At 40.0% G+C, this 21,164-nt stretch carries 21 protein-coding genes and 2 pseudogenes; 12 read left to right on the forward strand and 11 right to left on the reverse strand.

Annotated features, from left to right (window positions below; translation table 11 throughout):
* The first annotated feature begins 189 nt into the window (after positions 1-189).
* The 9 genes from FS875_RS02770 (at position 190) to FS875_RS02810 (ending at position 10,627) form a co-directional block, all read left to right on the forward strand.
* Positions 190-885 (forward strand): DUF1013 domain-containing protein, encoded by a 696-nt coding sequence (locus FS875_RS02770; protein ID WP_144752722.1) that lies wholly within the window; start codon positions 190-192, stop codon positions 883-885.
* Between the two features lie 196 nt (positions 886-1,081).
* Positions 1,082-1,603: a peptidoglycan-associated lipoprotein Pal gene (gene pal, locus FS875_RS02775; protein WP_144752725.1), complete on the forward strand. Its 522-nt coding sequence runs from the start codon at positions 1,082-1,084 to the stop codon at positions 1,601-1,603.
* Between the two features lie 53 nt (positions 1,604-1,656).
* Positions 1,657-3,267, forward strand: a complete 1,611-nt coding sequence (locus FS875_RS02780) for a tol-pal system YbgF family protein (RefSeq protein ID WP_144752729.1) — start codon at positions 1,657-1,659, stop codon at positions 3,265-3,267.
* An 18-nt stretch (positions 3,268-3,285) separates the two neighbouring features.
* Positions 3,286-4,773 carry a tRNA lysidine(34) synthetase TilS gene (gene tilS, locus FS875_RS02785; RefSeq protein WP_144752732.1) on the forward strand — a complete coding sequence of 496 codons (1,488 nt, stop codon included), beginning with the start codon at positions 3,286-3,288 and terminating at the stop codon, positions 4,771-4,773.
* Positions 4,774-4,887: 114 nt separating this feature from the next.
* Positions 4,888-7,029, forward strand: a complete 2,142-nt coding sequence (ftsH, locus tag FS875_RS02790) for an ATP-dependent zinc metalloprotease FtsH (protein WP_144752735.1) — start codon at positions 4,888-4,890, stop codon at positions 7,027-7,029.
* A gap of 602 nt (positions 7,030-7,631) precedes the next feature.
* Complete coding sequence (gene glmM, locus FS875_RS02795; protein ID WP_144752740.1) at positions 7,632-9,002, forward strand: phosphoglucosamine mutase; 1,371 nt, start codon at positions 7,632-7,634, stop codon at positions 9,000-9,002.
* A 410-nt stretch (positions 9,003-9,412) separates the two neighbouring features.
* Positions 9,413-9,661 (forward strand): HigA family addiction module antitoxin, encoded by a 249-nt coding sequence (locus FS875_RS02800; protein ID WP_144752743.1) that lies wholly within the window; start codon positions 9,413-9,415, stop codon positions 9,659-9,661.
* Positions 9,662-9,858: 197 nt separating this feature from the next.
* On the forward strand, positions 9,859-10,047 hold the full coding sequence (locus FS875_RS02805; RefSeq protein WP_144752746.1) for an antitoxin VbhA family protein: 189 nt from the start codon (positions 9,859-9,861) through the stop codon (positions 10,045-10,047).
* Positions 10,034-10,627, forward strand: a complete 594-nt coding sequence (locus FS875_RS02810; protein WP_144752749.1) for a Fic/DOC family protein — start codon at positions 10,034-10,036, stop codon at positions 10,625-10,627. Before FS875_RS02805 ends, FS875_RS02810 begins: the two co-directional genes overlap by 14 nt.
* Positions 10,628-10,689: 62 nt before the next feature.
* On the opposite strand, the gene FS875_RS02815 is transcribed toward FS875_RS02810, so the two are convergent.
* From FS875_RS02815 to FS875_RS02845, 7 genes and pseudogenes are all read right to left on the reverse strand, one after another.
* Entirely contained in the window at positions 10,690-10,881 is a 192-nt protein-coding gene (locus FS875_RS02815) for a hypothetical protein (protein WP_342778851.1), read from the reverse strand.
* 111 nt (positions 10,882-10,992) lie between these two features.
* A pseudogene (locus tag FS875_RS02820) lies at positions 10,993-11,208 on the reverse strand (EexN family lipoprotein); the annotation flags it as partial.
* On the reverse strand, positions 11,208-11,477 hold the full coding sequence (locus tag FS875_RS02825) for a hypothetical protein (protein ID WP_144752756.1): 270 nt from the start codon (positions 11,475-11,477) through the stop codon (positions 11,208-11,210). The gene FS875_RS02825 and the pseudogene FS875_RS02820, both read right to left, overlap by 1 nt.
* Positions 11,478-11,513: 36 nt before the next feature.
* Positions 11,514-11,804, reverse strand: coding sequence for an EexN family lipoprotein (locus FS875_RS02830; RefSeq protein ID WP_144752759.1), 291 nt, complete (start codon positions 11,802-11,804; stop codon positions 11,514-11,516).
* A 2-nt stretch (positions 11,805-11,806) separates the two neighbouring features.
* Positions 11,807-12,193: an EexN family lipoprotein gene (locus FS875_RS02835; RefSeq protein ID WP_144752762.1), complete on the reverse strand. Its 387-nt coding sequence runs from the start codon at positions 12,191-12,193 to the stop codon at positions 11,807-11,809.
* A 2-nt stretch (positions 12,194-12,195) separates the two neighbouring features.
* The gene (locus FS875_RS02840; RefSeq protein WP_144752814.1) at positions 12,196-12,582 is read right to left on the reverse strand and encodes an EexN family lipoprotein; all 387 of its coding nucleotides are present in this window, start codon (positions 12,580-12,582) and stop codon (positions 12,196-12,198) included.
* A 6-nt stretch (positions 12,583-12,588) separates the two neighbouring features.
* A pseudogene (locus FS875_RS02845) lies at positions 12,589-12,902 on the reverse strand (TrbC/VirB2 family protein); the annotation flags it as partial.
* Between the two features lie 405 nt (positions 12,903-13,307).
* Here FS875_RS02845 and FS875_RS02850 point away from each other — a divergent pair.
* Positions 13,308-13,817, forward strand: coding sequence for a nuclease (locus FS875_RS02850; protein WP_425456892.1), 510 nt, complete (start codon positions 13,308-13,310; stop codon positions 13,815-13,817).
* A 596-nt stretch (positions 13,818-14,413) separates the two neighbouring features.
* Here the strand turns inward: FS875_RS02850 and FS875_RS02855 are convergent.
* The gene (locus FS875_RS02855; RefSeq protein WP_144752765.1) at positions 14,414-14,866 is read right to left on the reverse strand and encodes a phage holin family protein; all 453 of its coding nucleotides are present in this window, start codon (positions 14,864-14,866) and stop codon (positions 14,414-14,416) included.
* Positions 14,867-14,869: 3 nt separating this feature from the next.
* Positions 14,870-15,214 carry an ElaB/YgaM/YqjD family protein gene (locus FS875_RS02860; RefSeq protein ID WP_144752769.1) on the reverse strand — a complete coding sequence of 115 codons (345 nt, stop codon included), beginning with the start codon at positions 15,212-15,214 and terminating at the stop codon, positions 14,870-14,872.
* A gap of 702 nt (positions 15,215-15,916) precedes the next feature.
* Between FS875_RS02860 and FS875_RS02865 the strand changes: the two genes are divergently transcribed.
* On the forward strand, positions 15,917-16,792 hold the full coding sequence (locus tag FS875_RS02865) for a MotA/TolQ/ExbB proton channel family protein (RefSeq protein ID WP_144752772.1): 876 nt from the start codon (positions 15,917-15,919) through the stop codon (positions 16,790-16,792).
* On the forward strand, positions 16,789-17,388 hold the full coding sequence (locus FS875_RS02870; protein ID WP_144752775.1) for a biopolymer transporter ExbD: 600 nt from the start codon (positions 16,789-16,791) through the stop codon (positions 17,386-17,388). The genes FS875_RS02865 and FS875_RS02870 overlap by 4 nt, the downstream gene beginning before the upstream one ends.
* A 1,236-nt stretch (positions 17,389-18,624) precedes the next feature.
* On the opposite strand, the gene dut is transcribed toward FS875_RS02870, so the two are convergent.
* Together dut and FS875_RS02880 are read right to left on the reverse strand one after the other, a co-directional pair.
* Positions 18,625-19,164 carry a dUTP diphosphatase gene (gene dut / locus FS875_RS02875; RefSeq protein ID WP_144752778.1) on the reverse strand — a complete coding sequence of 180 codons (540 nt, stop codon included), beginning with the start codon at positions 19,162-19,164 and terminating at the stop codon, positions 18,625-18,627.
* Between the two features lie 397 nt (positions 19,165-19,561).
* Complete coding sequence (locus FS875_RS02880) at positions 19,562-20,371, reverse strand: VIT1/CCC1 transporter family protein (RefSeq protein ID WP_144752781.1); 810 nt, start codon at positions 20,369-20,371, stop codon at positions 19,562-19,564.
* Positions 20,372-21,164: the final 793 nt, after the last annotated feature.

Consider the following 21,164-nt stretch of genomic DNA (forward strand, 5'->3'; position numbering starts at 1 on the left):
GTCGTTGAGCAAAAATCACGCTATAACAGAATATAATTTCATGGCAAAGTGGTTTATTCCATGCCTCGCTTTATTGTAAAAGTGGGTGGAAAAGACAAACATATAAGAACATATAATGAAGAAGTTCCAGTGCTCTTGAGTGGGCGGTAACCTGCCTCATAGAAGAGGCGCAGAAGAGGATTTATAAAAATGGCAACGCAACTTTTGATGCCCAAAGCAACAGCTGTTTGGTTGGTTGATAATACAGCTCTTTCTTTTGAGCAGATTGCAGAATTTTGTAAATTGCATGTTTTGGAAGTAAAAGCTATTGCCGATGGTGAGGCAGCTTATGGTATTAAAGGTCTCAATCCAATTAACTCTGGGCAGTTGACGCGCAGTGAAATTGCACGGGTGGAGGCGGATCAAAACGCACGCTTGAAAATTTCTCAATCAAGGGTGCACATTCCTGAAAAAAAACGTAAAGGAGCACGCTATATCCCTCTTTCTCGACGTCAAGATCGTCCCAATGGTATCTTATGGTTGGTCACAAACCACCCTGAATTGAAAGATGCACAAATTGCACGGTTGATTGGGACAACAAAAGCTACCATTGAACAAATACGCCTTCGAACCCATTGGAATAGTGCCAATTTATCTCCTCTTGATCCTGTAGGGCTTGGCTTGTGTTCGCAAATCGATTTAGACTTTGAACTCCAACGTGCGGCAAAAAATCGCCCTGTTGCTGCAGAAGAAGATAGGTCATTGCTTCCCGCCTCTGTGACGGAAAACGCTGCTTTAGAGGAAAATGAAAGTGAAGATAATGCTCATAAAACTTTTGATGCTGATAAAGTTTTTGCAAAATTGAACGCGCTGCAAAAAAATCGTCAAGATCAAGAGGAAACGTAAGCGTTATGACGTATTAGGGCAATATTTCTCAATTTATCATGGAAATGTTAGGGAAATAACGGGGAGGGAAGAAAAATTGGCAGAGACTGAAAAATGATGACAAAAAACAAAAAAATTTCGTCTTCATTAGGAATTAACAGTTATTCTTAAAAAATATTTTTTAAGAATTTACGCTTCTTTAAAGGAAAAACGGACTATGTACTCTACCCAAAATACTCTCTCTCGTTCCTTAGCGCTCCTCTTTCTTTTCTCCCTGTGTTTGGGTGGGTGTGACAAAAGAAATACCGGTGCATTTCATGGTATGAATGGCGCTTATATGAATGATGCTGGTTTAAATCAGGTATTACCAGGTTCAGGACAAGAATTTACGGTTAATGTGGGGGATCGTGTGTTTTTTAGTCTCGATTCTTCTTCATTAGATGCAGATGCTGAACGTATTTTAACGCGCCAAGCAGAATGGTTGCTTCATTATCCTTATTATTCTATTATGATCGAGGGCCATGCTGATGAGAGAGGAACACGTGAATATAACTTAGCACTTGGACAACGTCGTGCTGTTGCTGTGCGGAATTATCTCGTGTCTCTTGGTGTGTCTGCGCAACGGATTCAAACAATTTCTTACGGAAAAGAAAGACCTGTCGCGGTGTGTGATGATATTTCCTGTTGGAATCAAAATCGACGTGCTGTGACAACGCTAAGTGATATGAATAGTCATTAAATGAGCAAATTGTTTGCTTCTACCATTCAATGAACTCTTAAGGGGAGAAAAGAATGTATCGTAAAATCAATTGGAAAACGATCTTTTATATGGCGGTTTTCGTAGCTTGTTCTACGTCATTTGCTGAAAGTGCGGCTCGAAAGGCTTCTGAATATCCAGCACATGATACGGATAAGGCTTCCGATGCGGCGAAGAAAGCCACGGATGCCGCTGATAAAGCTGCTTCCGATGTGGTGGAAAAAGCTTCTGACGCTGCTGATAAGGCTTCCGATGCGGTGAAGAAAGCCACAGATGCTGCTGATAAAGCTGCTTCCGATGTGGTGGAAAAAGCTTCAGATGCCGCTGATAAGGCTTCCGGTGTGGTGAAGAAAGCCACAGATGCTGCTGATAAGGCTGCTTCCGGTGCGGTGGAAAAAGCACCTGACGCTGCTGATAAAGCTGCTTCCGGTGTGGTGGAAAAAGCTTCAGATGCCGCGGATAAAGCTTCCGATGTGGCGAAGAAAGCCACGGATGCTGCTGATAAAGCTGCTTCCGATGTAGTGGAAAAAGCTTCTGACGCCGCTGATAAAGCTTCCGATGTGGTGAAGAAAGCCACAGATGCTGCTGATAAAGCTGCTTCTGGTGCGGTGGAAAAAGCTTCAGATGCCGCTGATAAGGCTTCCGATGTGGTGAAGAAAGCCACGGATGCTGCTGATAAGGCTGCTTCTGGTGCGGTGGAAAAAGCTTCAGATGCCGCGGATAAAGCTTCCGATGTGGTGGAAAAAGCCACAGATGCTGCTGATAAAGCTGCTTCTGGTGTGGTGGAAAAAGCTTCAGATGCCGCGGATAAGGCTTCTGATGTGGTGAAGAAAGCCACGGATGCTGCTGATAAAGCTGCTTCTGGTGTGGTGGAAAAAGCTTCAGATGCTGCTGATAAAGCTGCGGATGCAGTGAAAAAAGCTGCTGGTGTTTCGGTGTATCAAGGGAGTATTTTAGAGAACCAGCAGGATTTATTTAAAGATTATGATTTAGATAAACTTTTGCATAAAATACGGATGGTGCTTGAGCATAACAATTTGAAGACTGTTAACCAGCAGTTTCACCGGCTTTTTGATAAAAAAGACTCTTCTGTTTATTCTTGTTCCGTTGAAAGTGCCGCTTTAGATGCAAAATCTCAGACTGTAAAAGAAGAGATAGTGCAGGAGCATAGCACGAGTGATCAGACAAAGGTTGTAGATGTGAAAGATCATACTGCGAAGGAAACAGGCGATCATTTACAAAAAGCGCATGATGTAACGGCTCAAGCAGATCAGAGTGACACGCTTTCTTCTTCTAAAGCTTTGTATAAGGAAGGGTATGATTTTATCCGTTCTGCCAACTATGTTGAGGCTGAAAAGAGATTTTGTACTTTTCAAAATCGTTACAAAAAAGATCCTTTGAGTGATGATGCTTTGTTTTGGTTGGCTGAATCTTTGTTGGGACAAAAACGCTATCATGAAGCAGCACAAGTTTATCTGTCCGCATGGTATGCCGATAAAAAGAAGCTTTATACCTCTGAGATTTTGCTGAAATTAGCAAGAAGTATGGTTGCTCTTGAGAAAAATGAAAAGGATTGTGCTCTTTTTGCAAAGAAGTCAAAACATCATCAAATGTTAGAGTCTGTGTTTTGTGCTCCTCTAAAATAAGCAGCGAGGTCATTTTCGGTGTGCGTTAGACTGGCAAGAAATCTCTTTAAAACATCGGATTTTATTCAGTGTCGACGAGTGATTCTTGCCGTTTCAGGGGGAAGTGATTCTTTAGCTTTACTGTTTTTGGTCAAAGAGTATTTGGAAACGCTCTCTGCTCCTTTAGAAATCATTGCTGTGACGGTTGATCACCAATTGCGTAAAGAATCAGCGCGTGAAGCAGAAACTGTTGCGAAAATTTGTCGTTCCCATCACATTAAACATATCACTGTGCGGTGGGAAGGCAAAAAACCAAAGACGCATATTGCTTCTAGCGCTCGTGTTGCACGCTATAATCTCTTAGTTCAGGAAGCACAAAAACAAGGTGCCTCCCTTATTATGACGGGCCATACACTCAATGATCAGGTTGAAACCTATCAAATGCGGTCTCAACGTCTCCAAAAAAGGAGGGGGCTTTTGGATGATGATGCTAGTGTTATGCGTGATGGTTTTTCTGCGGGTGGTTTTGCTGGTGCATGGCGCGGTGAAGTTGGTGCTATGGGTGATGAAGATCATGCCAAAGAAACGAGAAAAAATATTACCGAAAAAAACGATGGAGTCCTCTATGAGCGTGGTTTATCTTGTATCCCGCGTGAGGCATTGTTGCACAGAAAAATACGTTTGATTCGTCCGCTTCTTGGTGTAAAGCGCCAAACATTGCGCAATTATTTAAGCATACAAGGAAAAATGTGGATTGATGATCCTACAAACGAAGATCGCAATTTTGAACGCGTGCGTGTGCGCCAATCTCTTTCTTCGCAAAAGCTTGCTGATATTGCTCAAAAAATAAATCAAGCCGCATTACAGCGGCGTCAACACGCGCAAAATATTGCTGATTTAATCTTAGCTCTGGATATTAGGGTTCAATATGGGCGTTGTTTCATCAAAAAGCCTGCGTCTCTTTTACACAAAAATGCTTGTTTCCCTTTCGTTGTTGGGCTTTTTGCCGTGTTGATGGGTGGGGGATTTTATTTGCTCCCCTCAAAAAAATTAAGCATGCTTGTTCAAAAACTCTGTCTCCATTCTTCCGAAAAGCAGCGTTTTACTTATGCGGGCTGTGTAATTGAATATAACAAAGATGGTATTGCTTTGTGGCGTGAAGGGCGCAATATGAAAGAGGCTCTGGTAGGGACAGAGGAAACACTCATATGGGATGGGCGCTATAAAATCACCAATCATGGATCTGAGGCTATAAAGGTTGGAGCTGCAAATTTAGAACAGTTGAAATCCTTATTGAAAAATAGCAATTTTAATCTTGAAAAACCTCATTTTCCCTCTTTACAATCGTTGCTGATGATTTCAAATGATAAAGGGTATGATATTCCTGAGTTGATTTCTCAAGCGATTATTCATAAAAATGTTATCATCAAGCGAATTATGGCGCCTTTCGATTGGCTTTCCTCACGTGAAGATGCTGCGCTGGTGAATGTTGTGGAACCTTTTTTTAATCTTGAGGTGAAAAGATAAAGAAAAATAACGCTAAAAGAGAATAAACCGTCTCTCATCCCTTGGCAAGGGACTGACAAGGTTATATGTTAAGGGGAACTGTTTGAAATCTATATTTGATTAAGTGGGCTGAATATGAATTCCAATTACCGCTCTCTCCTCATTTGGGGAGTTATTGCCTTGATTTTGATTATATCGTTTTCTCTCTTTAATGGAGATAGTCAACGTTCTGGTGGGGGAGAAGTCTCCTATTCTGAATTTTTGCAAAAGGTTGAGAATAATGAGCTGAAATCGGTGACCATTCAAGGTCAAAAATTAACAGGACAAACTGTCGAGCAGAGAACTGTTTCAACTTTTGCACCGCGTGATCCTGGTTTGATACAAAAATTGGAAAGCAAAAACGTTAATGTTAAAGCTATTCCTGAAAGTTCTGGAAATAGTATTTTCCTCAATCTCCTGTTTTCTTTGTTGCCTGTTATTATTATCGTTGGGGCGTGGGTCTTTTTTATGCGACAAATGCAAAATGGATCACGCGGGGCAATGGGATTTGGGAAATCAAAAGCAAGATTACTTAATGAAGCGCAAGGACGTGTTACCTTTAAGGATGTTGCTGGCGTTGAAGAAGCAAAACAAGATCTGCAAGAAATTGTTGAATTTTTACGCGAACCACAGAAATTTCAACGCTTAGGAGGGCGTATTCCTCGTGGTGTTTTGCTTGTTGGTCCTCCAGGAACCGGTAAAACGCTGTTAGCGCGCTCGGTGGCGGGGGAAGCTAATGTACCATTCTTCACCATTTCAGGGTCTGATTTTGTTGAAATGTTTGTCGGTGTTGGGGCAAGCCGTGTGCGGGATATGTTCGAACAGGCTAAAAAAAATGCACCTTGTATTATCTTTATCGATGAAATTGATGCTGTGGGACGTCATCGGGGTGCTGGATTGGGTGGGGGAAACGATGAGCGCGAGCAAACCTTAAATCAGTTGCTTGTCGAAATGGATGGGTTTGAGCCCAATGAGAGTATTATTCTGATTGCTGCAACAAACCGCCCTGATGTGCTGGATCCTGCTTTATTGAGACCAGGGCGTTTTGACCGACAAGTTGTGGTGCCAAACCCGGATGTTTCTGGACGTGAGCAAATCTTGAAAGTACATGTGCGCAATGTCCCTTTAGCTCCGAATGTTGATTTGAAAGTTTTGGCAAGGGGAACACCAGGATTTTCCGGTGCCGACCTCATGAATCTTGTCAATGAAGCTGCTCTTATGGCTGCGAGCCGTAATAAAAGAGTTGTGACAATGCAAGAATTCGAAGATGCAAAAGATAAGGTGATGATGGGGGCTGAACGTCGTTCAACCGCTATGACACAAGAAGAAAAAGAACTCACGGCTTATCACGAAGCAGGGCATGCTATTGTGGCTCTCAATGTACCGGTTGCTGATCCTGTCCACAAAGCAACAATCGTTCCAAGGGGAAGGGCATTGGGAATGGTGATGCAATTGCCGGAAGGTGATCGCTATTCCATGAGTTATCGGTGGATGATTTCTCGCTTAGCCATCATGATGGGAGGGCGCGTGGCTGAAGAATTGAAATTTGGAAAAGAAAATATTACCTCCGGGGCTTCTTCTGATATTGAGCAAGCAACGAAATTAGCACGTGCCATGATCACACGGTGGGGATTCTCCGATCTGCTTGGAAATGTCGCTTATGGCGATAACCAAGATGAAGTCTTTTTAGGTCATTCTGTTGCACGAACACAAAATGTTTCTGAAGAAACAGCGCGCATGATTGATATGGAAGTGCGTAAGCTTATTGATGATGCCTATAAAAGTGCAACTAATATTTTGAAAACAAAAAGAAAAGAATGGTTTGCTCTTGCTCAAGGCTTGTTGGAATATGAAACTTTAACGGGTGCTGAAATTAACGAAGTCATTGCAGGTAAGCCTCCTTCACGCACGCAGAAAGATGAAAACGCTGCGCCGCGGATTTCCTCTGTTCCAAAAACTGGAACAGTAAAGGTAGAGACCTCTGTGGACGATGAAAAAGATGCTAAAATAGCGCCTAAAACAGTGACCCATAAAGCAGAAGCCGTTAAAGAGGAGGACGGTAAGGCAGAGGGCGCTGTTGGAAAGAAAACAGCAAAATCCAGTGATACTAAGTCCAAGGATACTGAGTCTAAAAAAGCGCAAAATGCAAAAGGCACCACAAAAACAGTCAATCACTCTCAAAGTAAAAATAGTGCTGACAAAAAGCCCAATACTGTGGGAGCTGATAAAGAAAAATAAGAGCCTTTTAATAATGCTTAAGTGGCTGTGTTTTGGAAAAAATTCTAAATTCTTTGAAAAGGGCGCGAGCGAAGCTTTGCGCCTTTGACGTAATATTTGCCAAAATATGGAAGAAAAAAATTAAGAAAAGCCGTTTATTATGACAGCGTTAGCTGGGGATTAAGTGGTCTGTTTTCTTACAGGTTTGTTCAAGTGTGCAAGGTTTAAGCGATGGGGGGCTTTGCGGCTTTGGGCTGAGGGTTTTGAAGGTTTGATGATGAATTAGCTTTGCGGGCTTGCTCAAGGGTGCCAAGGTTTAAGCGATGAGGGTGCTCTGCGGCTTTAGTAGGAGGTGAGACTATCCTTTAGGTATGTTCAAGGGATGTGTAAAGCTTGTTTAGCAAATAATATTGCTTTATGTGTGCAGAGGAGAAACATTATTGGTTGAGCGTCGTTTAGATGTGTCAATGGTGGAAGGGGTTTTTGATGATCTAAAAAGAGGAGGGGCAAGTCCAATGGTATCATTTATAGAGTGAGGGGTATAGAGTAGAGGGCTATTGTCCCCAAGGGGGCTGTTGGAGTTTTAAAGAAAAGCCAAGGGAAGAAGAATAAAGGAACGAGGCATGGTGCAAAAATATTTTGGGACAGATGGAATTCGGGGAAAAGCCAATTCATTTCCCATGACACCTGATTTTGCCATGAAGGTAGGAATGGCTGTAGGGGTTTTATTCCGTTCACAACATCAATCGCGTCGTGTGGTGATTGGTAAGGATACCCGATTATCTGGCTATATGTTGGAAAATGCTTTGGTTTCAGGGCTGACTGCTGCGGGAATGGAAGTTTTTTTATTGGGGCCTGTGCCAACACCTGCTGTTGCAATGCTTTGCCGCTCTTTGCGTGCGGATCTTGGTGTGATGATTTCTGCTTCTCATAATCCTTTCTATGATAATGGAATTAAACTTTTTGGTCCTGATGGTTTTAAGCTTTCAGATGATATGGAAGCAAAAATTGAACAATTGATTGATACAGATCTGTCAAAATCTTTAGCAAGTTCTGCTGAAATTGGTTATGTAAAACGGGTTGAGGGAGATATTTATCGATATATTGAATATGCCAAACGAACTTTGCCTCGTGATGTTCGCTTAGATGCTGTGCGTATCGTTGTGGATTGTGCTAATGGCGCTGCTTATAAAGCGGCTCCTCGTGCTTTATGGGAGTTGGGGGCTGAGGTGTTTGCTATTCATGATGAACCCAATGGCACCAATATTAATCAAAAATGTGGCTCAACTGATTTAAGTTCTTTAAAACGCAAAGTGCATGAGGTGCGTGCTGATGTGGGGATTGCTCTTGATGGAGATGGCGATCGTGTGCTCATTGTTGATGAAAAAGCACAAACAGTTGATGGGGATCAGTTGATTGCTGTGATCGCTGAAAATTGGTATAAAATGGGACGCTTACGGTGCAATGGGGTTGTCACAACAATTATGTCTAATCTGGGACTGGAGCGTTTTTTGAACAGCAAAGGATTGGACCTGATCAGAACAAAAGTTGGAGATCGTTATGTTGTCGATGCCATGCGCCAAAAGGGATATAATGTTGGAGGAGAAGCTTCGGGGCATATTGTGCTTAGTGACTTTGGGACAACAGGTGATGGGTTGGTAGCAGCCTTGCAGATTTTAGCTTGTATGAAGGAAAGTCAAAGCCCTATGAGCCAATTGTGTAAACGCTTTGAACCTGTTCCACAAATTTTAAAAAATGTAACGATTAAAGATAAAAATGTCTTGAAAAAAAATCCCGTCAAAACGGCCATTAATCAAGCAGAAAAGCGGTTGGGAAAAGAAGCGCGATTGGTTATTCGCGCTTCTGGAACCGAGCCGGTTATTCGCCTTATGGCGGAAGGGGATGCACGAGAGGTGCTGGATACGGTCGTGACAGAGTTGATGGATGTGATTACCCATCATGATGCACGCGTGGAGACTGCACTTGAAAAATAAAGTGATGAGAATAATCAATTTTTTTCATGATCATTCTCATGTTTATAAAATAAAAGAAGTCATGTCATATAACAATAATAAGCATTTTTGTATCTTGTCGTGTTACGCGTTCTCTTAATTTATAATTTTAGAATTTAAATATAAAAGAATTGAAACCTTCTATAATATTACTGATGCGACTAAAGCAATTAGAACCGTCCATACTGTTCTAAGGGTGAAGGAGATGTATCGCCACAAGATTTAAAGTTATGCGTCCTTTTGATTATATCCGCTAAAAAGTGATCTTAAAGATTATGGGTCAATGATTGTCAATGGAAATTGACGGGTGATATTTCGCTTTGATGGCATATTTAATGGTGTAGATGTCGAATGAGTTGATTATCGTGATTATCACTAAGGAGTGCTAAAAAATGATGAAAAATCCACCACATCCTGGTGAATTATTGCGTGAAGATGTGATCAAAGAACTTGGTTTATCGGTTAATGAAGCAGCAGAGTGGCTTGGTCTATCTTGTGGAACACTTTTTAGCGTTTTAAATGGAAAAGCCGCTATGAGGGCTCATCTTGCTATTAGGCTTGAAATGGCTGGTGTAAGCACAGCACGTATGTGGCTTGCACTGCAAACAAATTATGATTTATCAAAAGCAATTCTTAAATAACAGTCTCATGACTAAAGATTGCATAAAAGAGTTTCAAATGGCTGTTAAATTTTTGCAACAGAGATATTGAGAAGAGCAAAATAACGCGAGATAGAGCGTATAAAATCAAAAGATGTGATATACGTAAAGTAGGGAATAAAACCTTATGTTTGTCGCACATTTGAGCTATAATGAATATAAGCAAAGGAGGATTTTATATGTTGAGTGAAGAGGAAATTAAACGACGTCGCTTTGCTGCTGAAAATGCATTAGCAAGCCAACGTTTAGAGGGGTTAGAGCCAGATCCAAAAGTCGTGGAGCAAATGGAGCGTGTTATTATTGGAGAGCTTGAAACAAGTGATATTATCAAAGATTTGTTGGAGTGGGTAAAACGTGGAGAAGTATAAAGGGAGTGGTGATCCTTATACTGATCTTGATACTGGTGTGCTGTATAATCGGTTTGAAATTCAGGATAAAATTGTACTGGAGCGTGTGGAATCTACTTTCGCTTATGTAAGGTCTTTTGAGCTTATGCGTGCTGCTACAGGTGGTAAGTTTGATCTGGGTTACATGAAGGAGATCCATAGAAAGCTGTTTGGTGACATATATGAATGGGCGGGAGAGATCCGTTTAGTGGATATTGCCAAAGGCAATAGTATGTTTGCAAGTTATCATCGGATTGAAAGTTATGCCCCGAAGATTATGCAACAGCTTGCAAAAGAACAGTATCTGCGTGGTCTTGATATGGATGAATTTAGCCAAAGGGCTGGATATTACATGGGAGAGTTGAATGCCTTGCATCCCTTTCGAGAGGGAAATGGGCGCACATTGCGTGAATTTATGGGGCAACTTGCTCGTGAAGCTGGTTATCGTATCAGCTGGAAAGGTATCATGCGACAAGAAATGATAGAGGCATCCATTGCAGCCCATTTTGGGAATTCTGAACACTTGTCTATACTTATTCGTCAAAACCTCAATCTCTTATAAGCAGCGGTATTTGTGGTGCGTACAACAACGATGCAAAGTTTGAAAGTTGTGGCTATAAAGTTCTATAAGGGCATGGAAGAACGCCCATAGATGATATTGTCGCCCATAAATATAATGTAATTTGTACAAGACGCTTTAAGCGGAGCATTTAAAGACGATGAAAGATTAGCAATGGTTTTACCCATTGCCTCTGTAAGGGGCTCCATTAACATATTGTCGATATAAGAAAATATGCCTTTGCTTTCTACTGCCATTGAGATGCTCCGCTATTCGTTGTGTATTTTTATAATTTAATTATTATTTTGTTCTTTCGTTTTTTGTTCTTCCTCAGCATGCTTTTTTATCCCAAATGTAGCATTCCATATTTCTTTAGCTTTTGCTTGACGTTCCTTCTCAAGTTCTAAAAATGCTAACCGCATGTTTTCACAGTTTTTTGAAGTCCCTGCAAATCCACATCTAGCATCCCACTCTAGGCGTAATTTTTCATCTTTTTTAAATTCAGCGACGCTGTAGGTTTTTTCGCATCCAGCAGCGATGAGTCCTGTGCAAAGTAGCAATGTTGTTATGAGAACTTTATTCATCAATATTTCCCCTTCTTTCTTTCAGTTTTACAAGGTTTGAGCACAATTTTTAAATTATGCTCGGTTATCGGTTTTTTATAACCAGTGATGATAAATCTATGGCAGTGACATAATGTTGCCATAAATGTAATACAAAATGTGTGTAAGTGTTTAGCTTGAGCAGCTAAAGCGCAATAGCGATAGGCAATGGTTTTACCCATTGTTTTTGTAAGGGGCTCCATCAACATATTGTCTATCTTAGTGAATATGCCTTTGGTTTCTACTGCCATTTAGATACTTCGCTATTCGTTGTGTATTTTTATAATTTAATTATTATTTTGTTCTTTCGCTTTTTGTTCTTCCTCAGCATGCTCTTTTATCCCAAATGTAGCCTTCCATCTTTCTTTAGCTTTTGCCTGACGTTCCTTATCAAGTTCTAAGAATGCTAACCGCATGTTTTCACAATTTTTTGAAGTTCCAGCAAATCCACATCTAGCATCCCACTCTAAGCGTAATTTTTCATCTTTTTTAAATTCTGCGACGCTATAGGTTTTTTCACAGCCAGCAGCCATAAGCCCTGTGCAAAGTAGTAATGTTGTTATGATGATTTTATTCATGATTAGTGATTGTCCTGTTGTTGTTCTTCTGCCGCGCGCTCTTTTGCTCTTTGTTCTTCTTCAGCACGCTCTTTTGCTTCTTGTTCAGCGCGGAATTTTTGATTTTCAGCTTCCATTTTTTCAATCCAGGCTTTTCGTTTAGCTTTAAACTCTTCGTCTATTTTGCGATTATGTTCGTCAATTTTTGCTTGACGTTCTTTCTCAAGTTCAGCGCCTGCTACTCTTAGGTTTTCACAATTTTTTGAAGTTCCTACTCCTCCACATCTCACGACCCATTCATCAAATAATTTTTCATCTTTTTTAAATTCAGCGACGCTATAGGTTTTTTCACAGCCAGCAGCCATAAGCCCTGTGCAAAGTAGTAATGTTGTTATGATGATTTTATTCATGATTAGTGATTGTCCTGTTGTTGTTGTTCTGCCGCGCGCTCTTTTGCTTCTTGTTCGGCTTTAGCCCGTTGTTTTGCTTCAAACTCAGCTTTCCATTTTTCATATTCAGCGTGTTTTTTATCCCTAAGTTCTTTTAATCTTTTATCCAAGTCTTCTGCGGCTTTACGCTGTCTCTCTTCCGCTTTTGCTTCATATTCTTTCTGAAGTTCAAGCCCTGCTACTCTTAGGTTTTCACAATTTTTTGAAGTCCCTGTGAATCCGCATCTTGCTCCCCATTCTTCCATCAACGTTGGATTTTTTTTAAATTCAGCGACGCTATAGGTTTTTTCACAGCCAGCAGCGATGAGCCCTGTGCAAAGCAGTAATGTTGTGATGGTGATCTTGTTCATATTTAAGCCCATAACAATGCCGATGCCAACACAGACAAAAAAGCTTTACGCATTTCAACATAACCAGCAATCCATGCAAGCCCAATACCCGCAACCGCAAGGGTGGCAATTGATGTTCCAATGGGTCCTGTTAAAGTCTCAATTATTTTGTTAAGCGCATCTTCAACTTTTCCGAAGCTTTCTGCAAATGCTGGCTCACTGAGTGCCATGAAGGTAATAAAAAGCATCAAGACTGTGGTTAGCCATTTCTTTTGGGTGTTGGATAAAGTAATGTTTCTTAAGGTGTGTTCACAATTGAACGAATTATTCATGCTTTTCATGAAAATTCCCCCGCTTTATGTTTAAGTTAATCATAAAATTAATAGTTAATATTAATTAAGTATTATATAAATGAAAAAATAGTTTTTTCTATTGTAAAATTAACAATATTTAATTTTTCCTCAGTTAATGAACAATAAATTACAGTAATATTCAAAATGATAATTTTTAAACAGTTTTGATCCGTTTCTAAATATATTGTCTTAATTTGTCTTATTATTTTGGGATACTTTTATTTGAGTGAAAATAATGAACAGATTATTCAAACTTTTTCTTTAAAAGTATCGGAAAAGACAAGAGAAAAAACAGTTCAAAATTCAAGGTTAAAATTTACAAATGATATAAACCAACAAAATACAAACCAACAAAATGTAGCTTTACACTAAGAGCTATCGCTCCAACAGCCATTGGCATCACAATTTTATGAAGAAAATGTCCCCGTTTATTCTGGTGCTATTCAGGTCACAAGTGGTGTGACCTTTAAAATGATCACACCAACAGATAATGAATGGAGAAAAAGAATCATCCGTGATATCCGCCTCTATGGTGTGGAAACCTGTGAAACGAGACAATTTGCTACCCGAAATGGTGTTAAGTGGCCATGTGGGGCTTTTGTCACGGCGTGGCTTGTCTCTAAAACAATCGATAAGAATGTTACCTGTCGACAAACCCGTGTCATTAAACAAATTCACTATGCTCAATGTTTTGTGGATGGCGTGGATCTGGCACGCTTGGGACTTGCAGAAGGGTTGATGGTTTTGACAAAAGATCAGCATAACTTCCCATCCCCCGCAGACTATAAAAAATTACAATTGATAGCTCAAAAAGAAAAAAATGGCTTGTGGTCGAGCCAATTTCAACAACCAGAAGATTGGCGAAGAGATCATGGGACCTATAACCCCATTGATCATAATTGATTTTGACCATAATTGATCAAGCATTTTCTCAAGTGCGCTTTAAAAATGAAGATAATAGTCCACAACGAGCCTTAAGTTGAACCAAAAGCCTCATAGGGATTAATGGATAACTCTCGTCATGGTTAAGTTTGTTTGGAAAATTGTTTTTATTTAAAGCTTGCTTACATGTATAAGTTGGGTCTCTGCAAGTGTATATATGGGAGAGAGCACTCTCTTCCCCTATATGTCATTTTGCTGTTATGAGAGGATTGGCAATAAAAAACAGTTGTTTGAAATCTTTATCATCGTGAAAATCTTTTTTTAAGATATGCTTCATCTTGACATGCTTTCTTCAAAGCTATGAGTCTTTTCAAAGTAAAAGAAATATAAGGGCAAATTAAAAATCAGAACTTTTAATTGAAGCTTTGCCTTATACTGCGCTCATGTGCGTGAACAATAGACTTGTAATCTGAAAGAAATTTAATTGGGGCTATGGAGTTTTTAGCTAAAATGAAAGGGGTTTCTTCTTCCCAAGGGATTGAAGAAGCTAAAAAACAAAAAAGTGCTTTCTTTGTATGGTAAAAGAAAGCACTTCAGGGGGGGATAAGTTTACAACTTTACATATTTTCATCTAAAAAGGGGTCTTTTTTATCTTTTTTCCACAGAAAATACGTTGCTAATCCGAGAATAGGGACACCCAATTTGGCAAAAGGAAAATGTTGACTGAGAACAGCAAGGCTGGAAACAGTCGCATCTGTCATTAGTTTGTGGCGTTGTTCTTCGGTCTTTTTTTGTTGGTCATAGCGTTGATAAATTTTCAAAATCCTGTTGATTATAAACGCTAATCCCGCAAGAAAAAGCCAAATGAAAAACATGATACTGGCAGCAAAAAGTGGCTTCATAACAGTACATAACGCAAGAAAACCAATGATACATAAAAAAAGCAAAGCCATAAATAATGAAATGCCAATAAACCCACAGCAAATTGCTTGAAGGCGCACTTGCTTGACAGTGCTTTTTAGCCCTCCACCGACAAGATGGTTTAAAAGAGGAGCGATAAACTTATGCATTGCTTAACGACGCAGTAACTGAGAAAGAATAAAACCAACACCTGCTGCAAACAAAACGCTTTTGCCAGGATTTTTACGAACACATTGATTCATGCTTTGTTCAAGATCACTGATTTTGTCTTTTGCTTGAGACATGATGTCTTCACTACTTTCTTTGGCTGAGTGATACAGTTTTTCCGCTTTGTCTTTGGCCGCATTGAATTTTTTGGCACCAAGATCTGTTAGTGTTGAGGTCATCCCGGAAATTTCATGACGTAACGTGTCTAATTGTCCCTGGAGCTCGTTTTGTAGGTCTTTTTCTGCGGCGGTTTTATTTTTGTCTGTTGTCTTGTTCTTGTTCTTGTTCATGATGTTCTTTCCCTCTCTTGTATAGTTGTCTTGCTGTGTTCATCGTAATCATTTGCATTGGAGTGAAAATTTTTACTGCTGGGGTAACGCAAAAAGTGTTTTTTGGTTCCGTGTCTTTTTGTGCAATTTAAAATTGTTTGATGCCTTTCAAGCTATTCAGCACCATTTTTTAGCTTTTGGAGGGCTGTTTCTTTGTAAAAGGTTGAAGATCGTTTTCTTTAAGGGAAAAATCCGTGTTGTTTATCTCGTATATATTATCCCATGTGGGCAGATGTTTTGTTCTCTTCATTCAAGAGTGGTTGAATGAGATAAGCGTGCAATATGAGGGGCTTATTCAAAAACAATGATGATAAATTACTCTTATAAATCAATGTGTTATAAGTATAAAATGATGCCTTGTTTTTATCAATTGAAATATTATACGAGAGATTTCTTATCAGTCTATCATTTTGACAAATTTATGCAGTAAAGCGACTTGAGTTAAGATAAACTTGTGAGATGGGATATAAAAAAAATTTCTTGAGTGATCTGGCTAGGGTAAAAGAGAATTTAGGGAATAAAACTATACTTGATTTATCAAGTTTTCTTTTTTAAGAGGAATGCAAAAGTGACGTTGAAGTGGCATTGTGGAAGAGTGATGCTCTGCGGGTTGACGATTCAGCGCATAAAGAAGGTTAAGACCACGAGAGTTGTGAGATAGAAATGGAATCTGAAACAGTCCCTTTAGAGAGTAGTTCTGCTATATTGGTAGGACATGATTTTTCGCCTTTTTCTATGTTTATGGCTGCGGATTGGGTGGTGAAAGCTGTTATCATTCTTTTGTTGCTTGCTTCTTTGATATCTTGGACAATTGCTTTTGTGAAAATTATTGAGATCACTGTGGCAAAACGACGGGTGCGTCATGAACTCCGATTAGTTCTAAACGCTCAGACTCTCACGCGTTTGGCGGCTAGCTTGAAGGAAAGCAAAGGGGCTGGGGTGTTTTTTCTCAAAGAAGTTCTTAAAGAGGTTTATCTTTCAACACAAGAGGTTCATTTTACTGCTCCTGAAGGGGTAAGTGAAAGCTCTGCTGAGAGAACCAATCCAAGGAAAAGTGCACAAACGCTTGAGGATATTCTTTTTTATGAGGAAAATAAGCAATATGGAGACGTTTCTCGCGATGTTTATGTCCGCGATGTTCATGAAGGTTTAAAAGAAAGGGTTCATTCGCTTTTGTCGCGTTGTTTGCTGGCTGCAACACGTCGTATTGCGTGTGGAAATGCTGTTCTTGCAACCATTGGTGCACTTGCGCCCTTTGTGGGGCTTTTTGCAACGGTTTGGGGAATTATGAATTCTTTTATTGGGATTGCTCAATCGCAAACAACGCGGCTTGATGTGGTTGCTCCTGGAATTGCTGAAGCTTTATTTGCAACAGCGGTTGGGCTTTTTGTAGCGATCCCCGCCGTTGTTATGTATAATAGCCTTATGCGTGCTTTGAATGGGTATCGCAGTGATTTAGGCGATATTGCTGCTGCTCTTGAAAGGCTCTTGAGTCGTGAACTGGATCGACAAAAACAACAGAAAAGTCATAAAAAATGAAAGCAAGCTTTAATGATGATTTTGATCTCGATGAAAGTGGATTGCACAGCGAAATCAATGTGACCCCTTTTATTGATGTTGTGTTGGTGTTACTGATTGTTTTTATGGTTGCTGCGCCTTTGGCAACATCTGTCATTCCTGTTCAGCTTCCTTCGATCACTCAAGCGCCTTCAGTGGTGCAACCTGATGAGCCCCTTTATGTCACTTTGCAAAAAGATCATTCTCTTTACATTGGCGATCATTTGATAGAACAAGCAGCTTTGAGGGAAGCTTTGTTGAGGGAGACCAAGCAAAATTTAGAGACAAAAATTTTAATCAAAGCCGATAGTGAAATTGATTATGGCATTGTCATCGATTTATTAAATCAAGTACGCATGGCTGGATATAGTAAAATCGGTCTTGTCGGATTGCAAAATACTTCCAATCTTGCCGCAAGAGGTGGGGACAATCATAAAATCGCAAATGGAACAAAGGGACCTGTTGTGACAGAGGGGGCTATTGAGAGGGCGGGGACTAACCTGGTCGGGCATGTGGATGCCGTAACAACCAGTACTGTGGAAAACGCTCATATTTCTGGAACAGCTTCTGCCCCATGATAAAAAAATAGCTGATAAAAAATAGCTGATAAAAAAATGGCTTTGTTAAAGGATGCAAAGCAACTTCATCAAAGTCATATCAAAGTTATCGAATGAAATTGATGAGGGGAGTGTTATTGATTGATTCAACCAAAGATGGATGCACTAGAATAGCGTAAAATCGCTCTGAGCGGATTGCAATCCGCTCTCAATCTTACTTACAAGAGAGGCTCTATAAAGCAACCGTGGTTATTGTTCGTTGTGTTTGAAGAGAGATAAAGCTTTTGCAACGGCGTTCATGAATAAATGGTTCATGCTTTTATAAAAATTGAATGTTCCCATTTTGATGCCTTATATTTGATGCCTTATAAAAGAGCAAGTGAGTATCCTTTATACTCTTCCAATGTTGCGTCCGCTCTTGGCATATGTGTTCACATAGGCATTTTTAGTCTTTTCTTTCGTTTTTATCTGTACGGACAACAAGCGCTTGTAACGGACACGAGATTTGGGGTGTCGAGATTTGGGGTGTGATGGCTTGAAAAAACAAATTGGCCATGAGACATTCTTATGGCATTTGGATCGCTCATTTTACCAGACAATGAATTCTTCTTAAATCCTTTAAAGAGGCTGTGTTTTTTTGCATCATCATACCCATTTGTTTGAAGGGGGAGAGGGGCATGTGAGGGGGGGAGGTTTTGTGCGTTTAAGTGAGAAGTGTGGAAGAATGCGTGCTTTAAAAGCTCTAAAGGATTAAGGAAAGATGTCAAGAAATAAGGGCATATTTTAAGTGTAAAGGTTTTTGCTTCTCGTTTAGGGGGCATATCAATCAAGCTTCGCAGAACGCGCTGCCACGTGATGAGAGTTTTCATTATTTCAAGTGCAAGATGCTAAATTGTTAACGTCACGGGGTTGTGAATCTTTTGAAGAGACACAAGGGGAGAAAGGATGCAGGGTTTGTGTATTTGATTAAAAGGTGGGAGCCTTAGGCATAAAGTGGGCGCTGCTTTGCTTTAAAAACTTAAGATGCCTCAAAAATCAAGGGCTCTGAAATAAGAATACATCAAATCAATTCTTCAAGCTGTTAGGGTATCAGAATTATGATGATGTACTACGCAAAGAATTTCTCTAGATTTCAAAGGATTCCAAAACGTCACGGGATTTTCAAACGTCAAGAGAGCCTCAAAAAATTAAGGAATCTAGAAGTAAAAAAACCTTTTTAAATAAGCCTGTGTCGCTTTAACCTGTATTTATTGTGCTTTAAGTATGCCCTGTTGAACCAAAACCTCCTGTTCCACGGCTCTCTGTATGACTTTGACTGTCTTCTTGTGCTGGTTCAATGGCACAAACATTCACTTGGGTGACAGGGGCGATGACGGTTTGAGCAATGCGCATACCTCGTTCAATAGAAAAGTCTTCCTGACCACAATTGATGAGAAGGACTTTGACTTCGCCACGGTAATCACTATCAATCGTTCCTGGGGTGTTAAGACATGTGATGCCGTGTTTTAAAGCGAGACCAGAACGTGGGCGTATTTGTGCTTCATAGCCTGGGGATAAATGAAAAATAAGACCCGTTGGAATAAGAGCACGTTGTCCTGGCGAAAGGACGAGTGTTTCTCCTTCTCCAATGGCAGCACGTAAATCAAGACCCGCAGAACCCGCTGTCGCGTAGTGAGGAAGTTCTAAATCTTGTCCGTGTGCAAGACGCTGAACGAATAAAGTCACGGGATGTGAAGATTTTGAAGAAACACAATTTTCTTGGTTGTTTAGCGGTGCGTTGGTTTCAGTATGCGGCATGATCAAGGCATTTCCAAAATATGAAGTTTAGAAAAAATGGTACTTTAACAAAAGATATCCATAAAACAAGTCGATAAAGGTTTTTTGATACAGGTTGTCCCCAGAGCTTGGTTATTATCTTTTATTAATCCATAAGACTCCAAAGCTCCATCAACAGCATTTTCCAATCATGATATCAGCAAGAATGGCTTATGCCTATATAAGGAACACGGGCTTATTTAAAACGAAATAGTCAGGTAAGGTTTTTTAGATACAATGGATAAGACTATCAAAGCACTATAAGAACCCCTTTCAATAAAGGGATCGTTAACGATGATTTGGTGTCCCATTAAAAAGGGACATGCTATGAGATAGGCAAAACTATATGCGAGAGTGAAATGATGGGGGATGCGTTTTTTTAAATACTGCCGATAAGAATCCCGGTGGCAAAAACCAAAGCTCCACCAATGATAACCTGTAAAGAGGCGCGCCAAAAAGGGGTCGACATATATTTATTCTGAATCCAGACGATGGCACCTAGTTCGAAAAAAACAATGATACAGGCAATTACTGTTGCAACATAAAAAGAATGGATCAAATAGGGAAGCGTATGACCTAAACCACCTAATGTTGTCATAATGCCGCTGGCAAGACCTCTTTTCAAAGGTGAACCACGCCCTGATAACTTCCCATCATCATGGGCTGCTTCTGTAAACCCCATTGAAAGCCCCGCTCCAATGGAAGCTGAGAGCCCGATCAAAAAAGTTTGATGTGTTTCTCCTGTGGCAAATGCTGCGGCGAAAATGGGGGCAAGGGTGGAGACAGAGCCATCCATTAACCCTGCGAGACCTGGTTGAATCCATGTCAAAAGTGTTTGCTTTTGTTCTTTCGAGGGCTTCTTTATGGTGTGATTTGCTGTTGCTTTTTTAGGAGAGGGCTGGTTCCCCTTGCTTTTTATAAAAGAAGTTTGTTCACATAATCTATCCGCCGTGTGGGCACGATTATGGCAAGAAAGACACAAAAGTTGCTTATAATTTTCAAGCGCTTGAAGCCCCATGGCAGTAAAAACCGCCGCTTCTTTAGAGGAATAAGGCTCTAGAGCTTTTGCATATTTTAAATAGAGTGCGGCTTGTTGCTCTTTTATTTTGAGCGCTTGAAGGAGAATTTTTTGTGCTGAACGAAAGAACAGAACTTTACGCTGTACAAATGAAAAAAACGATTTCAACATTCTCTGTTCCTTTGCACTTTAGAATAATTCTAAAAGCTTAATAAAAATAAATTGAAAGTCAACCTAAAAGTTACAAACTGAAAAAGTGCAAAAAAGTTGCGTTTAAAAAAAAGAAAAAAGAATGTGGTGATGCCATGAAAATAAAGCTGTAAAATCAAGTCAATAAAGAAAATTTATCTAAGGGTGTCGAGAAGGGCACCCATGAAAGAATTGAGAAAAATATATTTTATTGTGCTAAAGAAATGTTGCAATAGAGCATTCCAATTATTGTACGAGAGATAATGATACTCGAGAATGTATGGAAAGAAATAATCCAGCCCTATCATTTAGTTGATGCGTTCAAAAGACGATAAAAAACTTTTTGAAATTTGAAATCATTTTTAAAAAAAGACCTTGTTTTAAGGGTTTCAAGTCCCTTTTCGCGAAAGTGCTGGTGAAGAGGGAGAGCAGTAAGGAGCCTATGAAATAGTATAAATTCCCCCATGAAATAATAAAAATCTCTTGAGTCTTTTCATCTTGATGCTTCATAAAAGAGCACGGCACCATCACTTATCTTAGCCCCCAATGTTTGCGACAGTCTTTCGCACCGTTTATTCGCGGCATTTTTATTGGATCGTTTCACATTCGGCGTCGCGTTTTAAGTGTAAGCTAGTCCTCTTATGATATTCGCATTGAGGTGGATTTATTTGCGTCTGACAAATTATCTTTTGTGCTGTGATTGGAACTTGTTTTAAAGGTTGGGGTGCATAAACGAGCGAGATATATTTGTTTGATCACGTATGAAAATTGATGC

The organism is Bartonella saheliensis, assembly GCF_902162175.1.

Excerpts from the sequence above, each read along its gene's own strand:
- FS875_RS02770 (WP_144752722.1), top strand. The coding sequence starts at position 190 with ATGGCAACGCAACTTTTGATGCCCAAAGCAACAGCTGTTTGGTTGGTT.
- pal (WP_144752725.1), top strand. The coding sequence starts at position 1,082 with ATGTACTCTACCCAAAATACTCTCTCTCGTTCCTTAGCGCTCCTCTTT.
- FS875_RS02780 (WP_144752729.1), top strand. The coding sequence starts at position 1,657 with ATGTATCGTAAAATCAATTGGAAAACGATCTTTTATATGGCGGTTTTC.
- ftsH (WP_144752735.1), top strand. The coding sequence starts at position 4,888 with ATGAATTCCAATTACCGCTCTCTCCTCATTTGGGGAGTTATTGCCTTG.
- glmM (WP_144752740.1), top strand. The coding sequence starts at position 7,632 with ATGGTGCAAAAATATTTTGGGACAGATGGAATTCGGGGAAAAGCCAAT.
- FS875_RS02800 (WP_144752743.1), top strand. The coding sequence starts at position 9,413 with ATGATGAAAAATCCACCACATCCTGGTGAATTATTGCGTGAAGATGTG.
- FS875_RS02805 (WP_144752746.1), top strand. The coding sequence starts at position 9,859 with ATGTTGAGTGAAGAGGAAATTAAACGACGTCGCTTTGCTGCTGAAAAT.
- FS875_RS02815 (WP_342778851.1), bottom strand. The coding sequence starts at position 10,881 with ATGGCAGTAGAAAGCAAAGGCATATTTTCTTATATCGACAATATGTTA.
- FS875_RS02825 (WP_144752756.1), bottom strand. The coding sequence starts at position 11,477 with ATGGCAGTAGAAACCAAAGGCATATTCACTAAGATAGACAATATGTTG.
- FS875_RS02830 (WP_144752759.1), bottom strand. The coding sequence starts at position 11,804 with ATGAATAAAATCATCATAACAACATTACTACTTTGCACAGGGCTTATG.
- FS875_RS02835 (WP_144752762.1), bottom strand. The coding sequence starts at position 12,193 with ATGAATAAAATCATCATAACAACATTACTACTTTGCACAGGGCTTATG.
- FS875_RS02840 (WP_144752814.1), bottom strand. The coding sequence starts at position 12,582 with ATGAACAAGATCACCATCACAACATTACTGCTTTGCACAGGGCTCATC.
- FS875_RS02855 (WP_144752765.1), bottom strand. The coding sequence starts at position 14,866 with ATGCATAAGTTTATCGCTCCTCTTTTAAACCATCTTGTCGGTGGAGGG.
- FS875_RS02860 (WP_144752769.1), bottom strand. The coding sequence starts at position 15,214 with ATGAACAAGAACAAGAACAAGACAACAGACAAAAATAAAACCGCCGCA.
- FS875_RS02865 (WP_144752772.1), top strand. The coding sequence starts at position 15,917 with ATGGAATCTGAAACAGTCCCTTTAGAGAGTAGTTCTGCTATATTGGTA.
- FS875_RS02870 (WP_144752775.1), top strand. The coding sequence starts at position 16,789 with ATGAAAGCAAGCTTTAATGATGATTTTGATCTCGATGAAAGTGGATTG.
- dut (WP_144752778.1), bottom strand. The coding sequence starts at position 19,164 with ATGCCGCATACTGAAACCAACGCACCGCTAAACAACCAAGAAAATTGT.
- FS875_RS02880 (WP_144752781.1), bottom strand. The coding sequence starts at position 20,371 with ATGTTGAAATCGTTTTTTTCATTTGTACAGCGTAAAGTTCTGTTCTTT.